This window comes from Flavobacterium sinopsychrotolerans (assembly GCF_900110375.1).
In the GTDB taxonomy this organism is placed as follows: Bacteria; Bacteroidota; Bacteroidia; order Flavobacteriales; family Flavobacteriaceae; genus Flavobacterium; species Flavobacterium sinopsychrotolerans.
In genome coordinates this window covers 163,776-181,348 of the sequence record NZ_FODN01000007.1, presented here as the reverse complement: position 1 = coordinate 181,348, position 17,573 = coordinate 163,776, and the positions used below count along the sequence as shown (strand labels likewise).

Annotated in this window: 15 protein-coding genes and 1 tRNA gene; 2 read left to right on the top strand and 14 right to left on the bottom strand. The window is 35.8% G+C overall.

Annotated features, from left to right (window positions below; all coding sequences use genetic code 11):
- Positions 1-2: 2 nt before the first annotated feature.
- The 8 genes from BMX64_RS12900 to BMX64_RS12865 all read right to left on the bottom strand — a co-directional run bounded on the left by BMX64_RS12900 (position 3) and on the right by BMX64_RS12865 (position 10,543).
- Positions 3-224: a helix-turn-helix domain-containing protein gene (locus BMX64_RS12900; protein WP_091172705.1), complete on the bottom strand. Its 222-nt coding sequence runs from the start codon at positions 222-224 to the stop codon at positions 3-5.
- A gap of 258 nt (positions 225-482) precedes the next feature.
- Complete coding sequence (locus BMX64_RS12895; RefSeq protein ID WP_091172702.1) at positions 483-893, bottom strand: helix-turn-helix domain-containing protein; 411 nt, start codon at positions 891-893, stop codon at positions 483-485.
- A gap of 447 nt (positions 894-1,340) precedes the next feature.
- Positions 1,341-3,428: a prolyl oligopeptidase family serine peptidase gene (locus BMX64_RS12890; RefSeq protein WP_396180378.1), complete on the bottom strand. Its 2,088-nt coding sequence runs from the start codon at positions 3,426-3,428 to the stop codon at positions 1,341-1,343.
- A 152-nt stretch (positions 3,429-3,580) separates the two neighbouring features.
- Positions 3,581-5,788: a TonB-dependent receptor gene (locus tag BMX64_RS12885; protein ID WP_091172697.1), complete on the bottom strand. Its 2,208-nt coding sequence runs from the start codon at positions 5,786-5,788 to the stop codon at positions 3,581-3,583.
- A gap of 146 nt (positions 5,789-5,934) precedes the next feature.
- Positions 5,935-6,288, bottom strand: a complete 354-nt coding sequence (locus BMX64_RS12880) for a hypothetical protein (protein WP_091172694.1) — start codon at positions 6,286-6,288, stop codon at positions 5,935-5,937.
- A 100-nt stretch (positions 6,289-6,388) separates the two neighbouring features.
- Positions 6,389-7,378: an aspartate-semialdehyde dehydrogenase gene (locus BMX64_RS12875; protein ID WP_091172692.1), complete on the bottom strand. Its 990-nt coding sequence runs from the start codon at positions 7,376-7,378 to the stop codon at positions 6,389-6,391.
- 213 nt (positions 7,379-7,591) lie between these two features.
- The gene (gene mscL, locus BMX64_RS12870) at positions 7,592-8,008 is read right to left on the bottom strand and encodes a large conductance mechanosensitive channel protein MscL (protein WP_091172689.1); all 417 of its coding nucleotides are present in this window, start codon (positions 8,006-8,008) and stop codon (positions 7,592-7,594) included.
- Between the two features lie 93 nt (positions 8,009-8,101).
- Complete coding sequence (locus tag BMX64_RS12865; RefSeq protein ID WP_091172855.1) at positions 8,102-10,543, bottom strand: bifunctional UDP-N-acetylmuramoyl-tripeptide:D-alanyl-D-alanine ligase/alanine racemase; 2,442 nt, start codon at positions 10,541-10,543, stop codon at positions 8,102-8,104.
- 224 nt (positions 10,544-10,767) lie between these two features.
- Here BMX64_RS12865 and BMX64_RS12860 point away from each other — a divergent pair, with 224 nt between their 5' ends.
- Entirely contained in the window at positions 10,768-11,373 is a 606-nt protein-coding gene (locus tag BMX64_RS12860; RefSeq protein ID WP_091172686.1) for a hypothetical protein, read from the top strand.
- Here BMX64_RS12860 and BMX64_RS12855 read toward each other — a convergent pair.
- The 5 genes from BMX64_RS12855 to BMX64_RS12835 form a co-directional block, all read right to left on the bottom strand.
- Complete coding sequence (locus BMX64_RS12855; protein ID WP_244273297.1) at positions 11,368-11,982, bottom strand: porin family protein; 615 nt, start codon at positions 11,980-11,982, stop codon at positions 11,368-11,370. The two genes, BMX64_RS12860 and BMX64_RS12855, sit on opposite strands and share 6 nt — an antisense overlap.
- Positions 11,983-12,502: 520 nt before the next feature.
- Positions 12,503-12,589: transfer RNA gene (locus BMX64_RS12850), tRNA-Ser, on the bottom strand.
- Between the two features lie 61 nt (positions 12,590-12,650).
- Complete coding sequence (locus BMX64_RS12845) at positions 12,651-13,679, bottom strand: asparaginase (RefSeq protein WP_091172513.1); 1,029 nt, start codon at positions 13,677-13,679, stop codon at positions 12,651-12,653.
- Positions 13,669-14,805 carry a 1-acyl-sn-glycerol-3-phosphate acyltransferase gene (locus tag BMX64_RS12840; RefSeq protein WP_091172510.1) on the bottom strand — a complete coding sequence of 379 codons (1,137 nt, stop codon included), beginning with the start codon at positions 14,803-14,805 and terminating at the stop codon, positions 13,669-13,671. Before BMX64_RS12840 ends, BMX64_RS12845 begins: the two co-directional genes overlap by 11 nt.
- 65 nt (positions 14,806-14,870) lie before the next feature.
- A complete protein-coding gene (locus BMX64_RS12835) occupies positions 14,871-15,650 on the bottom strand; it encodes a TatD family hydrolase (RefSeq protein WP_091172504.1) in 780 nt (259 codons plus the stop codon).
- Between the two features lie 137 nt (positions 15,651-15,787).
- On the opposite strand from BMX64_RS12835, the gene BMX64_RS12830 reads away from it, so the two are divergent.
- A complete protein-coding gene (locus BMX64_RS12830) occupies positions 15,788-16,228 on the top strand; it encodes a retropepsin-like aspartic protease (protein WP_091172501.1) in 441 nt (146 codons plus the stop codon).
- A 55-nt stretch (positions 16,229-16,283) separates the two neighbouring features.
- Here the strand turns inward: BMX64_RS12830 and odhB are convergent, their stop codons facing one another.
- On the bottom strand, positions 16,284-17,534 hold the full coding sequence (gene odhB, locus BMX64_RS12825; RefSeq protein ID WP_091172498.1) for a 2-oxoglutarate dehydrogenase complex dihydrolipoyllysine-residue succinyltransferase: 1,251 nt from the start codon (positions 17,532-17,534) through the stop codon (positions 16,284-16,286).
- Between the last annotated feature and the right edge of the window lie 39 nt (positions 17,535-17,573).

Here is a 17,573-nt window from a genome sequence, read left to right as displayed (position 1 = left end):
TTTCATTTCTTAAAATTATTATCGTTGAAGAATTCTATAAAATCAGCATCGAGTGCTAAGATTATTTTCTCCATAATTTGAATGGAAACATTTCTTTTTCCTTTTTCTATATCAGAAATATAGGTTCTATCAACATTTGATATATTGGCTAAATACTCGATAGAGAAACCTTTTCGTTCTCGCAATTGTTTGACTTTAAATCCGAATTTTTCCTTAATATTCATAACCTATAAAAATAGTTTTGTGTGGACAATTGACTTGCTTACAATTGTCCTCATTATTGATTAGTTTTCAACTTGATTTTTTGATAAGTAAATTCATTCCACAAAAAAACGCTACTCTTTCGAATAGCGTTTTTTGAATTTGTTATGATGTGATTGCTTCGTTCCTCGCAATGACAATCGTCTGAAAATCTAATGTCCTAGCCCTGTTGGTAACTTATACGGTCTCTTTTCTTGTTTTTTTTATAATAAATCGGTGTTCTATTTTTTTAACAGCTTCTCTAAATAGTCAACCTTATCTTTTTCAGCTTGAACTAAACGTTCATAAAGTTTTTTATTTTCTTCATAAGCATCAACAAGTTTATCTAAGGGATTAAAAGTACATGTATTATTATGTCCAAAGTTACTGCTTGAAACAGCTTCATTAAAAGTATTAAAATAATTAATTACGCCTTCATCACTATAATTTTTAATTGCATCAGAAGAAACGCCTAATACTTCAGCAATTGCTTTTAGTTTTTCTTCCTCAACTGTTTCGCTTCCCTCAATATTAGAAACTGATTGTTGGCTCACTCCTATTGCAATAGCCAACGCTTCTTGTTTCATACCTCTAAGCTCTCTGATTCGGCTTATATTTCTGCCTATATGTTTCGGTTTTGTTGCTGTGTTCATAGTTCAAAGGTATTTAAAATGCTGTCAATAAAAAGTGCATGTGATAAACAAAAATACAATTTTTCAGACAGTATAACACTTAAAAAAGTAAAATCATGAATACAATTGAATTTCCGCAACAAAAGGAATTGGAGACTACAATCTCAAACTTTCGTCTTTTTAAGGACATTTGTAGTCTCCTAGCAGGAGGCAAATACATCTGTCTTGTCCTTACCCGTCCTAAAATAACTATACAAGTTATTAAATTAATCCTGCTTTAGCTATACACAAACCAAGAGTGTATGGATAAAGCATAGATAGTGCATAGATAGTGCATAGATAGTGTATGGATAGTGTATGAAAAACAGATACCACATATAATTTTTAATCACATTTCTACCATAAGGGATAAGTTATAAACCATCAAATATTTGATAATGAATTTCCCACACATTCCTGTTAGTCCTACTATCGCAATAACACCACTCCCATGTTGAATAAGGTAAAGGCCTGAATATCTACATTTTCCTGAATGGTTGCTGCCACGGATTTTCCGGCGCCGTGTCCTGCATTGATATCAATACGGATTAGGGTTGGGTTTGTTCCGGTTTGTTTTTCCTGTAATTCGGCAGCAAACTTGAAACTGTGCGCTGGTACAACTCTGTCATCGTGATCGCCCGTTGTGACCATGGTTGCCGGGTATTGAATCCCTTTTTGTATGTTGTGTACTGGAGAATATCCCTTGATGTAGTTGAACATTTCCTTGCTGTCCTGCGCCGTTCCGTAATCATATGCCCAACCTGCTCCTGCGGTAAAGGTGTGGTAGCGCAACATGTCCATCACGCCTACTGCCGGTAAAGCAACTCGCATCAAATCCGGACGTTGCGTCATGGTAGCGCCCACTAGCAATCCTCCGTTTGACCCACCACGAATGGCTAAATACTGCGAAGAAGTGTATTTTTGAGCAATCAGATATTCAGCCGCTGCGATGAAATCATCAAATACATTTTGTTTTTGCATTTTGGTTCCCGCATCGTGCCATTTTTTCCCGTATTCGCCACCACCACGTAAATTTGGCACGGCATAAACACCTCCGTTTTCCATCCAAACGGCATTGGCAATGCTGAAACTTGGTGTCAAACTCACGTTGAATCCTCCGTAACCATAAAGCATCGTTGGATTTGTCCCGTCGAGTTTTAATCCTTTTTTGTGGGTGATAATCATTGGGATTTTGGTTCCGTCTTTAGAAGTATAAAACACTTGTTTGGACTCGTATAGCTCACTGTCGAAATCTACTTTTGGTTTTTCATACACCGCCGAAGTTCCTGTTGCTGGTTCGAATGAAAAAATAGAACCCGGCGTAATGTAATTTGTGAAGGAATAATACAAAGTTTTCTCTTTTTTCTTTCCGCCAAAACCACCGGCAGTTCCTACGCCAGGCAATTGGATTTCACGTACCAATTTTCCTGAATAATCATATTGTTTCACCACCGAAACAGCATCTTTCATATAATTAGCAAAGAAATACCCGCCACCTGTTGATGGAGACAACACATTCTCTGTTTCTGCAATAAAATCTTTCCAGTTTTCCGGTTTCGGGTTGTTGACGTCCACGGTAACGATGCGTTTGTTGGGCGCATTCAAGTCGGTTTCTATATATAATTTCCCGCCTTCGTTTTCGATTATGTTGTTGTCGCTCTTGAAATTATCCACAATAGTCACAATAGGACTGTTGGGTTTTGTCAAATCTTTGATGTACAACTCGTTTCCGTAGGTAGAATTAGACGCTGTGATAACCAAATAAAGGTCATCTTCGGTCACACCACCGCCTACATAACGGCGTTTTTGGTCGGCACCAAAAATTACTTTATCGTCTTTTTGTGCGGTTCCTAACTTATGGAAATACAGTTTATGTTGGTCGGTTTTTGCCGATAATTCGCTTCCTTTTGGTTTGTCATAACTGGAATAGTAGAATCCTTCGTTAGCTTTCCAAGAAACACCACTGAATTTCACATCGACAATAGTGTCTTCGATTATTTTTTGGGTAATGGCATCCATGATGATGACTTTTCTCCAGTCGCTTCCGCCTTCTGAAATAGCATAGGCCACTTTAGAACCATCTTTAGAGAAATTTAATCCGCCAAGCGATGTAGTTCCGTCTTTAGAAAAGGTGTTTGGATCCAAAAACACGGTTTCGGTTCCTTTGGCGTCTTTTCTGTACAACACCGATTGATTTTGCAAACCGTTGTTTTTATAGTAATACGTGAAATCTCCTTCTTTGAAAGGTGCTCCTATTTTTTCGTAATTCCACAGTTTTTCCATTCTTGCTTTTAGCAAATCACGAAACGGAATTTGAGCCAAATAACCATAAGTCACTTCGTTTTGGGCTTTTACCCAAGCACCCGTTTCAGCAGATTTGTCGTCTTCGAGCCAGCGGTATGGATCCGAAAGCTTGGTATCAAAATATACATCAACAATTTCCCCTTTACTCGTAGTGGGATAAGTTACCGGTTTTTGGTTTTGGCCAAAAGTCGCCATTGCAGAAGATACAGCCATTATTAAAAAAGTTTTTTTCATTAGATTCTGTTTTAGATTGTTACAAAAATAGGGAAATAGTTAGTGTTGTAAATAAGGAAAAGTCTTAAATAAAACTAAAAAACGCTACTCTTTCGAATAGCGTTTTTTGTTTTTTTGCTCATGCAAATGAATTACAAATTAAAATTCACACCCAAAACGATGTTTCTTCCAATGTTTGGAATACCATCCGTTTTTAGACGGGAAAGATGCGCAATGTATCTTTTATCAAATAAATTATTCCCGTTGATATTGACGTCAAAAGCAGTTTTTCCCAATTTTACAGTTCCGCCAAAACCTAAATTCACTAAGTTATACCCATTCGATTCTGTTTCAAATCCACTTACATTTTTTTGATTGAACGTACTGGAAACATTCAAAGTTGCAAAACCATCTTCTAACCAGTTTTTGATTTTGAATTCGGTTCTAATGGTGTTGTTCCAATTGTTAGCCGGGATTAACGGCAAGTAGTCTCCGTTTTGTTTCTCGCCGGTCACGGTTTCAAAACTTGTTTCAAAATGCAACCAATCCAATGGATGCGGGTGAAAATGCAGTCCAACTTCACCTCCATATAATTTGGCGTTATTCTGAATATAATCAAAAACAGCATTTTCGTCAATCACTGCTCCTGTTGGAGAAGTGTAAATATAATTGTTGATGTGATTGTAAAATCCGTTCACAAAAAACTCAAAATGATCCGTTTTGTATTCTAAATTTAAATCCGTTTGAACGTTTTGTTCGGTTTCTAAATCACTGTTTCCTACTTCATAGCGATTCGTTCCTTCATGCACTCCATTTGAAGTTAATTCGGCAAGGTTTGGCGCTCTAAAGCCAGAAGCAACGTTCAAACGCAACGTCAAATCATCAGTCAGATTGGTTTTATAACCCAACGACGCATTAAAACTGTCGTATGATTTATCGATGGCTTCAAAAGAACCTTCTTCGCCTGCAATTCCTTGCGCATCAGTAGTAATATTTCTATTATCGAAACGCAATCCAGCTTGCAACACATTGGAATTCCACTCATAATTAGCCGTTCCAAAAACACCAAAATCATTCGTAACCGCATCCGGAATTAAATATTCTTCTCCTGAATTTGTATTGGTTTGATGCATTCCCTGAACGCCCACAATGGTTTCTATTTTTCCCATTTTTGGTAAATGGTATTTTGCATTGTAATTGAAAGTCTTCAATTTCATGTGTAAAACGGCCACATCGCTGTCTTCAAACTCACTTCGATCATTGGCAACATACCCTAAATCTAGATCCAGTTTTGATTTTTCGAAAAAGAAAACATTGTTTAAACTCAATAAATGATTAAAAACGCCTTGTTTTGGAAATCCGGTTTTCTTGCTTATCGTTTGATCTGCTATGCCATCTTCCGGAATTCCTAAATCCAATTCATTGTAATTGTAACGCAATACACTTGAAAATTTAGCATTGCTGTAGCCAATTCCTGTTTTGAAATCGGTTTCATTGTAACGGGTATTTGTCACTCGGTCACCATCGGCAATTTTATAATCAGAATGCGTGTTGTAACTTCCACGAGCCATGTATTTCCAGTTGTCTGTAGATGTTTTCAAACCCAAAGAAGAACTGCTTCCTGCGGTATTCGAGAAATATTTTTGACTGAAGTTTGCTTTAAAAGTATTCGCATCGGCAAATTTTTCTGGGTTAAAATACAAAACACCACCCAAAGCATCTGAACCGTACAATAAAGAAGCTGGCCCTTTGATTACCTCAACACTTTCAATTCCTGAATCATTCAATCCCAAACCGTGTTCGTCACCAAACTGTTGATTTTCTATTCGAACACCTTGAGAATATACCAAAACACGATTGCCGCTCAAACCACGAATTACCGGTTTCCCGATAGAAGTTCCAGTAGAAACCTGAGAAACTCCCGGAATAGTAGCCAATCCTTCGATTAAAGTGGCCGTTCCTTTTCGTTGCAAATTTTTGATACTTTCATGCTCAACTTTCATCACGTTTTGCGATTGAATTTTATTGAAAGCCGTAGAGACGATTACTTCGTCCATTTCGAAAATTGCTTCTTCAAGAATAATATCAAGTGTGTTTTCTTTTTGAAGACTGTTTATGGTTTTATTTTGGGTTGCAAATCCTACGAATGTAAAGCTGATTTTTAAGTTTCTATTTGGCAGATTTGAAAAAGTATATTTTCCGTTTTCATCTGTAGTGGTTCCTTTATGCAATTCTGAAGCATAGACTGAAACGCCTTTTATGGGTTGGTTTTTTAAATCGGTTACAGTTCCCGAAAGGGTGTTTTGCGCTTGAAGCATCGCCGAAAGTCCTAAAAATAGGACTATGATATGTTTTTTCATTGGAATTGATTGTAGTATTCCTGCTGTCAGCTTTCTCCGAACAGAGTTTACCGAGACTGGAATTATTTAGTAAATAAAAATGCTTCCAACAAAATCAAATTATTGAAGTTGCGTGGAAAATAAATTCAACAGAAGCTGAAATGAATTCAGCTTAAACTATTTACTGGTGGACCTCGGAGGGAATACAAACTGCCGGAAAACGAAATAACTGTTTCCGCTGCAGTAAAAAAATAAGGGATTTCTACACTACTGGAATACAATTGATAGGAGAAATCTTTTGGAGTAATGTAACTTCCTAAAGCAAATTCACAAACATAACAATGATCAACTTTCTGGTGTTGGTGCGTTATCTCTGTTCCGGTAACATTGTATTTATGGTAGCATTGCTTTTCAGAAAGCTGTTTAGCCAAATGCTCATACGTATGCCATGACTGGAACAGCATTGAAAACAATACTGTAATAACCAGAGAAAGACTTAGTATGAGTTTATTCTTTTTCATTCGAGCCAAAGGTAACAAAAACAGGAAAAAAGAAAACCATTTGTCTCACAAAATATATTTTTTGCGAAACAAATGATTTCATTTTAAAATAAAATTTGATTTACACCAATTTAGCTGCAATCAAATATTCAGCAATTTGAATTGTGTTTGTTGCTGCTCCTTTTCTCAAGTTATCCGCAACAATCCACATATTCAATGTGTTTTCCTGGCTTTCGTCACGACGAATTCTACCTACAAAAACATCATCTTTTCCTTGTGCATACATTGGCATTGGGTATGTATACGTATCATTATTGTCCTGAACCACTACGCCATCGGTATGATGCAAAATATTTCTCACTTCATTTAAGTCAAAGTCATTCGAGAATTCTACGTTTACCGCTTCACTGTGTCCACCTACAATTGGCACACGAACCGCAGTTGCTGTAACGGCAATGGTGTTGTCACTTAAGATTTTTTTAGTTTCACGAACCAGCTTCATCTCTTCTTTAGTGTATCCATTTTCTTCAAAAGAATCACATTGTGGAATCGCATTTCTGTGAATTGGGTATTTATAAGCCATTTCACCTTGAACACCTGCGTATTCATTTTCCAATTGCTGCACTGCTTTTACACCGGTTCCAGTAATGGATTGGTACGTAGAAACAATTACACGTTTGATATTATATTTTTTGTGCAAAGGAGCCAAAACTAAAACCATTTGAATGGTAGAACAGTTAGGATTCGCAATTATTTTATCTGCTGCATTCAATTCAGCTGCGTTGATTTCCGGAACGATTAATTTTTTAGTTGGGTCCATTCTCCAAGCAGATGAATTATCGATAACAGTTGTTCCTGCTGCCGCAAATTTTGGAGCCCACTCCAGTGAAGTATCTCCACCCGCAGAGAACAAAGCAATATCTGCTTTCATATCTACTGCCGTTTGCATGCCTACTACTTTATATTTTTTGCCCTTGTATTCAATTTCTTTTCCCACTGATCGCTCAGAAGCAACCGGAATTAATTCTGTTACAGGGAAATTTCTTTCTGCTAAAACTTTCAACATTACTTCGCCAACCATTCCAGTAGCGCCTACAACTGCTATTCTCATCTTATATTTTTATTATTGAATATTAAATTTGAAGTACAAAAGTAAGTAATATTAAAACCAAAACAAGTGGCTTCACAAAAAATAACAAAATGTTATAAATACAACAAATCATTGTTTTCTATTATTAAACAAAAAGAAAAACCGCCTCAATTACGAAGCGGTTTAGTCCTGAAATGAATTCAGGATAAATTAGAATATATAATGTAGCGGAAATTACTTTTTCAATAAATCTCTAATCTGAGTCAATAATTCTTCTTGCGTTGGTCCAGCCGGAGCAGCTACAACAACAACTTCTTTTTTCTTCGCTTTCTCAGCAGCTCTTAAAATAACAAAAACAAAAAATGCGATAATAACAAAGTTAATAATTGCTTGCACAAGATTTCCATAAGTGATGACTGCCGCTCCTGCTGCTTTTGCTGCAGGTAAATCAGCATAACTATTACCGTCTAAAGTGATGAATTTTTGGGTAAAATCGATTCCACCAGTTATCAAACCTACTATTGGCATAATGATATCATCCACAGCGGATCCAACAATTTTACCAAATGCACCCGCTATAACAACAGCAGTTGCCAAACTTAAAACGTCTCCTTTCATTAAAGAAGCTTTAAAATCACTGAAAAATCCCATAATTTATCTTTTTAGGTTAAAAATTCATTTCTTAATAAGCGAATTTAATAAAAATTTTAACATAATTAACAGTCATTTCCTCTAGTTTAGCTGTTAGCGATAAAATACCCGTTTCACACGCTGCGAAATACTGGTGAGAATTTCATAGGGAATAGTATTTAATTTTTCGGCAATAAAAGATACCGTTGGATTTTCCCCAAAAATAAGTATCGAATCGCCTTCTTTACATTCGATTCCAGTGACATCAACCATCAGCATATCCATGCAAATACTGCCAACTATATAAGCCTTTGCGCCTTTTATCATCACAAATCCTAATCCATTTCCCCAACCTCTGGAAATTCCATCAGCATAGCCAATAGGGATAGTGGCAATTTTTGTTGGTTTTTCGGCTACAAATCGACGGCCATACCCTACGCTTTCTCCAGCTGCAATCGTTCTTATTTGCGAAATCACTGATTTCAGCGTACCCACATTTTCGAGTTGTTTTTGTTCTTCGGCATCATTTGAAACACCGTACAATCCAATTCCCAATCGCACCATATCGTATTGCGAATCTGGGAAATTACTGATTCCCGATGTGTTTAAGATGTGTCGCAACGGTTTTATTTGCAGCTCAGACATCAATTTAGACGATAACTTTTCGAATAAAGCAATTTGAGCATGAGCAAAATCCATGTGTTCGAGATCATCACTGGTGGCCATGTGTGACAAAATACTCTTTATTTGAACAGTTGTATTTCCTTTCAGGGCGTCTATCAGTTCATCAATAGTATTTCCCTCAAAACCAAGTCGGTGCATTCCCGTATCAAATTTAATATGAATCGGAAAGTGCTCTAAATTTTTCTGTTTCGCTATTTTCAAAAACGCATAAAGTCCTTTCAAGCAGTAAATTTCCGGCTCTAATTGATGTTGGATGATGGCCGAAAAACTCGTATTCTCCGGATTCAGCACCATAATAGGCACCTGAATCCCTCCGTTTTTCAATGAAATACCTTCATCGGCAAAAGCCACTCCTAAATAATCAACCTTATGATACTCCAGTAATTTGGCTATTTCGAGTCCACCATTTCCATAACCAAATGCTTTTACCATCACCATAATTTTCACCTTTGGCTTAAGCTTGGATTTAAAAAAATTTAAGTTGTAACTAATCGCATTCAGGTTGATTTCCAAGACCGTTTCATGTGTTTTCTCTTCTAACAAATATACAATTTCTTCAAACTGGAACGATCTCGCCCCTTTTATCAAAATGGTTTCATTACCAAAATCCAGATTTTCAAAATCAGTGACAAAGGCAGCAGTATTTTCGAAAGTAATACAATTGGTAAATTTATTTTTGAAAGCCGAAATGGTTTGTCCAATGCCAATAACACGGTCAATTTTATTGGAAATAATCAACTCGGAAACTTTAGCGTAAAGCGCCTCCGTAGCCAAACCACTTTGGAAAATATCAGACAAAATCACCGTTTTTTTCTTGTATTGTTTTTGACTTTCGAGAAAATCCAATGCAATTTTCAACGACTGAAAATCCGAGCTGTAACTATCATCAATAATACTGCAATTATTGATTCCGTTTTTGACTTTCAAGCGCATTTCTACCGGATACAACAATTCCATACGGTTTTGAATGGTGATTGCATCGTATTCAAAATACAGCAAAACCATCAAACAGGAGATGGCATTTTCGACCGAAGCCTCGTCTTGAAACGGAATTTTTATCTCAAAATGGTCCTGCCCGAATTGAATATTCAAAATGGTCTTATCTAAAATACTTTTTTTGGAAACAAAAACAGACGCACTTTTATCATTCAAACTCCAAGAAAATGCTTTGATTTCCGGATTAATAAAAGTATCGATACTTTCATTTTTATTGTAAATTAAAACTTGAGCGTGCTCAAAAAGCTTTAATTTTTCGGTAATTTTTTCTGCTATACTTGCAAACCCTTCATCGTGTGCGGTTCCAATGTTGGTGAGAATTCCAATAGTTGGCTTGATAATTTCCTCTAATTTATCCATTTCAGAACGAGTGGAAATACCCGCTTCAAAAATCCCTAAATTGTGTTTTTCATTAATCGCAATCACAGACAGCGGAACACCTATTTGGGAATTATAACTCTTTGGACTTCGAATAACGTTATAATCAGGACTCAATAAAAAGTTGAGCCATTCCTTGACAATCGTTTTACCGTTACTTCCGGTCAGTCCGATAATAGGGAAATCAAAAAGACTGCGGTAGTTGGCGGCGAATTGTTGTAAGGCGGTAAGTGTATTTTCAACAACATAAAAATTAGCGTTCTCCTTACAATCATCCGGAATATGGGTCACAACAAAGTTTTGAACGCCATTATCAATTAAATCTTTGATATAAAAATGTGCATCACTATGAACGCCAATTAATGCAAAGAACACCGTATGAGGGCCGTTTTGCAACGAACGACTGTCTATAGAAACACTGTCTAAGGTTACATTTTCTTGATTACCAATACATTTTGCAGGGATTCTTTGAAGGCTATTTAGGATTTTTTGACTCATGGACTTAAAAGAGATTGAGGTGAATTTCTTTTCTAGAAAATATATTTCTTGCTGTTCTTTTTGTTCTAAAAACTTCTCCAAAAATACCACTTCTTTTCAAAACGATGACTTAGATATACTATAATTATACCCAATTCCATTTATTTAAGAAAAAGAAACAATAACAATAGCTTTACCAATTTTGACAGATTACTTACATTTGTTCTTAGATAAAATTAGCAGTTTTGAAAAAAATTCTTCCATTGTTTTCCTATCTTTTCCATCCGATATTCATCCCAGCAATGGCCACCTTATTTTATCTTTTTTTGAATGGATCTGATTTTGTGAGTCAAGAAAAACTACTTGTTTTTTTTCAAGTTGTGATTGTAACAGTATTTATTCCTGTGTTGGCCTTCTTACTTTTGCGCGCAACAGGAATTATAGATTCTATAATGGTTTCCCAAACATCCCAGCGCAAAATTCCATTAATTCTGCATTGTTTTTTGATTATCTTATTAGTGCGAAATAATATAACCATAGATCGCTATCCAGAGTTGCACTTTTTCTTTTTGGGAACACTATTAAGCACTTTATTGGCGCTCATTCTAGTGTTTACCAATGTAAAAGCGAGCCTTCACATGATTGCGATAAGTTCAATAACAGTATTTATTATTGGATTGAGCATGCATCTTCAAATTAAGATTACATTTACCATTGCAGTACTGATGCTTTTAAATGGTTTTGTGGCTTCTTCCCGCTTGGAGATGAAAGCACACACCTATCCAGAGCTGATTATAGGGTTTGCCTTGGGAGCAATTTCACAGTTACTGTTGTTAATTTTATGGCTATAAAATATAAAATATAACCCCAATATTCAATGCTTTCATGTTAATAGATTCATCATTAATTTTTGCAGATTTAAACAATGAATTCAACCCATAATAAACATACACATTCACCGTATTATAGCCTGATGATATATAAGCCCCATACTGTAATTTATTAAAATCTTTATTCCCAGAAACAATGACTTTGTCCTGACCGTTATTGTAAATAGATCTGTCATAAATTAAATAACTGAACTTCATTCCTCCATAAATTCTCCAGAATTTATGACTTTCATATGTGGATGTTCTCCATCTAAATTCAATAGGAACATCAACTAATAATTGAGAAAACTTATTTTTATCATACTCCGTTTCGGAATCAATGAAAGTATAAACAGGATTTTCAGCCGATGATGAAATAGCAAGATTCTGATTATAATTATTATAGGTTAAACCGATACCGGATGCTATTGCGATAGTTCTATTTTTATTGATGGGCATATCTCTTAAAAAGCCCAATGATAAACCAGAAGAAAATTTACTTTGGGACAACCCCGACGGCTTATGCATCAATGTATTATAGGTTATTGAAAAATAAAACTGATCTTCTCGATACAAGGAGTCAACTTTCATAACGAGAGTATCTTGAGTTGTTGTATTTTCTTGGGAAAAAACAGTAGCAACCATTAGAAACAGAAAACAACTAAGAAAAATTCGCATATTTTTTTGGATTTAAATTGTTTAATGGTCATTCAAAACACATTTCAGGTTTCAATTTTCATTATAAAGCTACAAATATACCATTTTGATACTTTTTTGATAAGTAATAACAACAAATAATACGTTTTGAAACTACAGCATTGAAACCCGTTACAGATTGCAATTAGTAAACTTTTTTACTTAACGATTCGTATTGGGTTACTACTATTTATTTACAAAAAGTAAATGCATTATTCCGCCACAGATTTACTGATTTTTTAATAGCCAAAACTCAGGATTAACTCCGTTAATCCCAAAAAAGGCGTTTCATAAAGAAAGTAATACTCGGCATTTCATTCCTGATCCTTTTTGTTCTAGCCGCTTAGACAAACCAAAAAGTTTGCCATGCTATAAAACAAAAAATGCCCCCTTTTCAGGAAGCATTAATTTTTTGCAGAGAGGATGGGATTCGAACCCACGATGCAGTTACCCACATACTAGCTTTCCAGGCTAGCTCCTTCAACCACTCGGACACCTCTCTATTTTATTTGAGGTTGCAAATAACAATAAAAAAAATGAGTTAGAAAAGTAAAATCCAACTATTATGCTATTTCACCGCGCAAAGAAGTTTCAAAAACCTCTTTAAAGTCCTTTAGAGCTATTTTTCGACCTAACAAATACATCAATTTTGTTATTGCGGCCTCGGTTGTGATATCCTTTCCGGAAATAACCCCAATTTTTTTCATGCCTGTGCTGGTTTCATATTGCCCCATACTCACACTTCCACCGGAGCATTGGGTAACATTGATAATGTGTAAACCTGCGGTAATTGCTTTTCTTAATAGGTTTAAAAACCAATCCTCAGTAGGTGCATTTCCTGCTCCGTACGTTTCTAAAACAATTCCTGTGAGATTTGGAATATTTAAAATAGCGGCTAAAACTGCTTCACTGATACCTGGAAACATTTTTATAATCGCTACGTTGTTATCCAAGTTTTTATGAACCTTGAATTCTTTATTTTCATTTTTAGACAGGAATAATTCGAAATTTAATTTTAAATGTACGCCAGACTCCACCAATTCAGGATAATTGGGGGATGTAAATGCTTTAAAATGTTCCGCATTAATCTTTGTAGTTCTATTCCCTCTATATAATTTATATTCAAAATAAAGACATACTTCGCTGATAACTGGTTCATCATTGTTTCGCAAAGATGCTATTTGAATAGCAGTAATTAAGTTTTCTTTGGCGTCCGTACGTAAATCTCCAATGGGTAATTGAGATCCGGTAAAAATCACGGGTTTCGATAAATTCTCAAGCATAAAACTCAAAGCCGATGCCGAATAGGACATTGTATCCGAACCGTGAAGCACCACAAATCCGTCGAATGAAGTGTAATTATCCTCAATAATGGTTGCAATTTTAACCCATTTTTCAGGATTCATATTCGAGGAATCAATTGGATTTTCGAAAGAAATAGTTTCGATTTCACAATCTAATTGTTTCAATTCTGGAATGCGTTGCAACAATTTACTAAAATTGAAAGCTTTGAGCGCTCCCGTCTCAAAATCTTTTCTCATACCGATGGTTCCTCCGGTATAGATTAAAAGTATTTTGGCTTTATACAACATCGTGGTATTTTAATTTATTCACAACCGGGTTGGCATACATGGCCAGAAAACCATCTAAAGCTACCGGATTATCATGATCAATTCGCATTTCTAGTCTGCGTTCGAATAATGATTTTTCATTTTCGGTGTATAAATGAGCAAAGCGATTAGTTTTGTTTACAATATCATACGCAATAAAATTAGTTGGCCACAATTTATAATTGCTCAATATGGCATCATCAATTACTTGTGCCAAAGCTACTATTTGCTTATTTGAACTGTCATTTTCAGTTTTGATGGCTTCAATTTCTGTATCTAAAACTTTGCCTACATGAATATGAATTCTTTTCTTTTGTCCCAATGCACCACTAAGAATTGTCATGAAATCTTCATTTTTTTCTTTAATATACACTTCATTATTGGCTTCAGCCATCAATTGCGGCATTTTTAAAGCATCAGTAGGATCGTATTCGTAGGAAATAGAAACCGGTACAATTTTTACTTTCTTGAAATAATCCATCAAATTCTTTTCATCAGAACCCATTCCAAGCATTTTCAGAACACCCGGATTGGTCTCATCATTGCCGTCTTTTGTTCTTCCTTCACGTTGTGCAATCCAAACCGAGCGGTTTTCATGCAGCAATAAATTTCCAATATACTCGGACAATAACTTTGAACTTTGCAGCATTTCCCTTGGCGTTAAGCCACGTTGTACCAGAAAGTTTCGGTTCAGTTTTGCTAACGTATTCAAAAATGCTTTTTTGACTAAATTATCTCCAATCGCTGAAGCAGTCATCACTAAACCATGCTCAAACAAAGCCGTGTTCAGCAACGTCGTGTCTAAAAGAATATCGCGATGATTGGATATAAATAAGTAAGAAGTATTGGGTTGTAAATTCTCGAAACCCGAAGTCGTCAATCCTTCAGAGCTTTTTTCCAACACTTTTTGGACCGATTGGTATATAAAATTACACTGAAAATCACGAATAGAATGCGTTTTGTGAAGTTGTTCTTTCCAAACTTCATCCGCAACATCCGGGAAAGTAAAATTCATCAATGCTTTCATCATGGGATGATTAACAACATTCTGAAGTGCTTCGTTTATTTCGGAATCATAAAATGGCCGAATAGCGTCAAATCTCTGCATTTTGGTTCTCAATTTTTGTGTGGGCAAATGAACAAAAAAAATATCAAAATAAGGTAAATTCTACTTTAAATCCCAAAAATAGCTTTAGAATTCTCCGTAGTTATCGCCGCAATTTCATTTGCCGAAAGGCTATAAATTTGCGCTAACTTATCTACTACATTAACAATATAACTACTTTCATTCCTTTTACCTCGAAAAGGAACTGGAGCTAAATAGGGAGAATCTGTTTCCAGAACTATATGTTTTAAATCAATTTGGTTCAGGAACTGGTCGATTTTTCCATTTTTAAAAGTCACCACACCGCCTATTCCCAACTTCATGTTATATGAAATCACTTGTAAAGCCTGTTCATAAGTTCCTGTGAAACAATGGAAAATACCAAATAATTCCGGTGATTTTTCCTCCTCCAAAATTTCAAAAATTTCATCAAAAGCTTCTCGACAATGAATCACAATTGGTAATTTGTACTGCTTTGCTAATTGTATTTGCCTTTTGAAAGCGATTTGTTGCTGTGGCAAATGGGTTTTGTCCCAATACAAATCGATTCCTATCTCACCAACCGCATAGAATTTCCTTTTGGCAAGCTCGTTTTCTACATGTTGTAATTCCTCCAGAAAATTGTCTTTTACATACGTTGGGTGCAAACCCATCATCAAAAAAACATTTTCAGGATGATTTTTCTCCAATTCATACATCGATTCTGTACAGGTAGAATCGATTGCGGGAATAAAAAAACGAGAAACACCGGCATCAATGGCACGCTGGATCATTTCGTTTCTATCTTGATCAAATTCCTCTGAATATAAATGAGTATGCGTATCGGTAATTGTACTATTTGTCTCCAAGTGTAAAGTTTAAGGGTACAAAATTACAAGAATAAAAGTTGTCGAAAAAATGGTTTTAAAAAGATTCGTAGGATTCCTTCAATAACTCCATGTATCTTTGTAAACAGAAATAAATTACTGAAATAAATTCAGCATAAATGAAAAACCTCCACGATATTCTCAAAAAAGAAAACTACAAAAAAGTAAAATTTAAAATTACTAAAACACAACATCTTTTGATAAAAGCAAAAATCAATGGTGTTTCAGGGAATTTTATTTTGGATACAGGCGCTTCAAATAGTTGTGTAGGATTTGAAAGCGTCGATTTGTTTTTATTGGAAGCAAAAAAATCAAAGACAAAAGCAGCTGGTGCAGGAGCCACCGGAATGTTTACCCAGCTGGCTTTAAAAAATCAATTGCAGCTTGGTTCTTGGAAAGATTATGATTTCGAACTCGTTATTTTTGATTTATCACATGTAAATGAAGCGCTAACACAGCATAAAGCAAAACCGGTTCATGGCATTATAGGCGCTGATATTTTAATGAAAGGAAAGGCGATTGTGGATTATTACAACCATTATCTGTATTTGCTGAAATAAAAAATCCTGTTTAGAAAACTAAACAGGACTCTTATATATTTCCAAAACCTTAAAACTATAGTTCTAACGCTTTTTTAGGATTGTTATCCATCAATAATTCCATTGGGTTTTCTAATGCTTCTTTTACAGCTACCAAGAATCCAACAGACTCACGACCATCAATAATTCTATGGTCATAAGAAAGTGCTACATACATCATTGGGTGAATTTCCACTTTTCCGTTTACAGCAATTGGACGCTCGATAATGTTGTGCATTCCAAGAATTCCTGATTGTGGAGGATTGATAATTGGTGTACTCAACATACTTCCAAAAACACCACCATTAGTAATCGTGAACGTTCCACCAGTCATATCGTCAACTGTGATTTGACCATCACGCGCTTTGATTGCTAATCTTTTAATATCAGCTTCAACTCCACGGAAAGTCAAGTTCTCCGCATTACGAACTACAGGAACCATTAATCCTTTTGGTCCTGAAACCGCAATTGAAATATCACAAAAATCGAAAGCAATCTTATGATCACCATCCATCATTGAGTTTACATCTGGGAATAATTTTAATGCTCTGGTTACTGCTTTAGTAAAGAAAGACATGTATCCTAAACCAATTCCGCCATGTTTTGCTTTAAAGGCATCTTTGTACTCATTACGCAAGGTGTTGATTGGCGTCATGTTTACTTCGTTGAAAGTAGTCAACATCGCTGTTTCGTTTTTAGCAGCAACTAATCTCTCAGCCACCTTACGACGCAACATCGATAATTTAGTACGCTCCGATCCACGAGAACCACCTGTAGGCGTTCCCATTGAAGGCACTGCATTTACGGCATCATCTTTAGTAATTCTTCCGTCTTTTCCAGTTCCTGTTATAGAAGCTGGCGCTATATTTTTTTCATCTAATATTTTTCTTGCTGCTGGAGATGGAGTTCCTGAAGCATAAGTCGCTGCTGGAGCTGCCGCTACCGGTGCCGCTTTTGGTCCCGAAGTTTCGGGATCTGCTTTAACTTCCGCTTTTGGTGCTTCAACTGTTTTTACAGCTTCAGCAACTGGTGCATCACCTGATGGTTTTACTCCGTCAGTATCAATGTGACAAACTACTGCTCCTACTGCAACTGCATCGCCTTCTTCTGCTTTTAAAGTAATGATTCCGCTAGCTTCTGCTGGCAATTCTAAGGTTGCTTTATCAGAATCAACTTCAGCAATTGCTTGGTCTTTTTCTACATAATCTCCGTCTTTTACCAACCAAGTTGCAATTTCAACTTCCTTTATAGATTCCCCTGGTGATGGGACTTTCATTTCTAAAATCATCTTTTTTTTGTTTAAGGTTTGAATTGTTTAAAGTTCAAA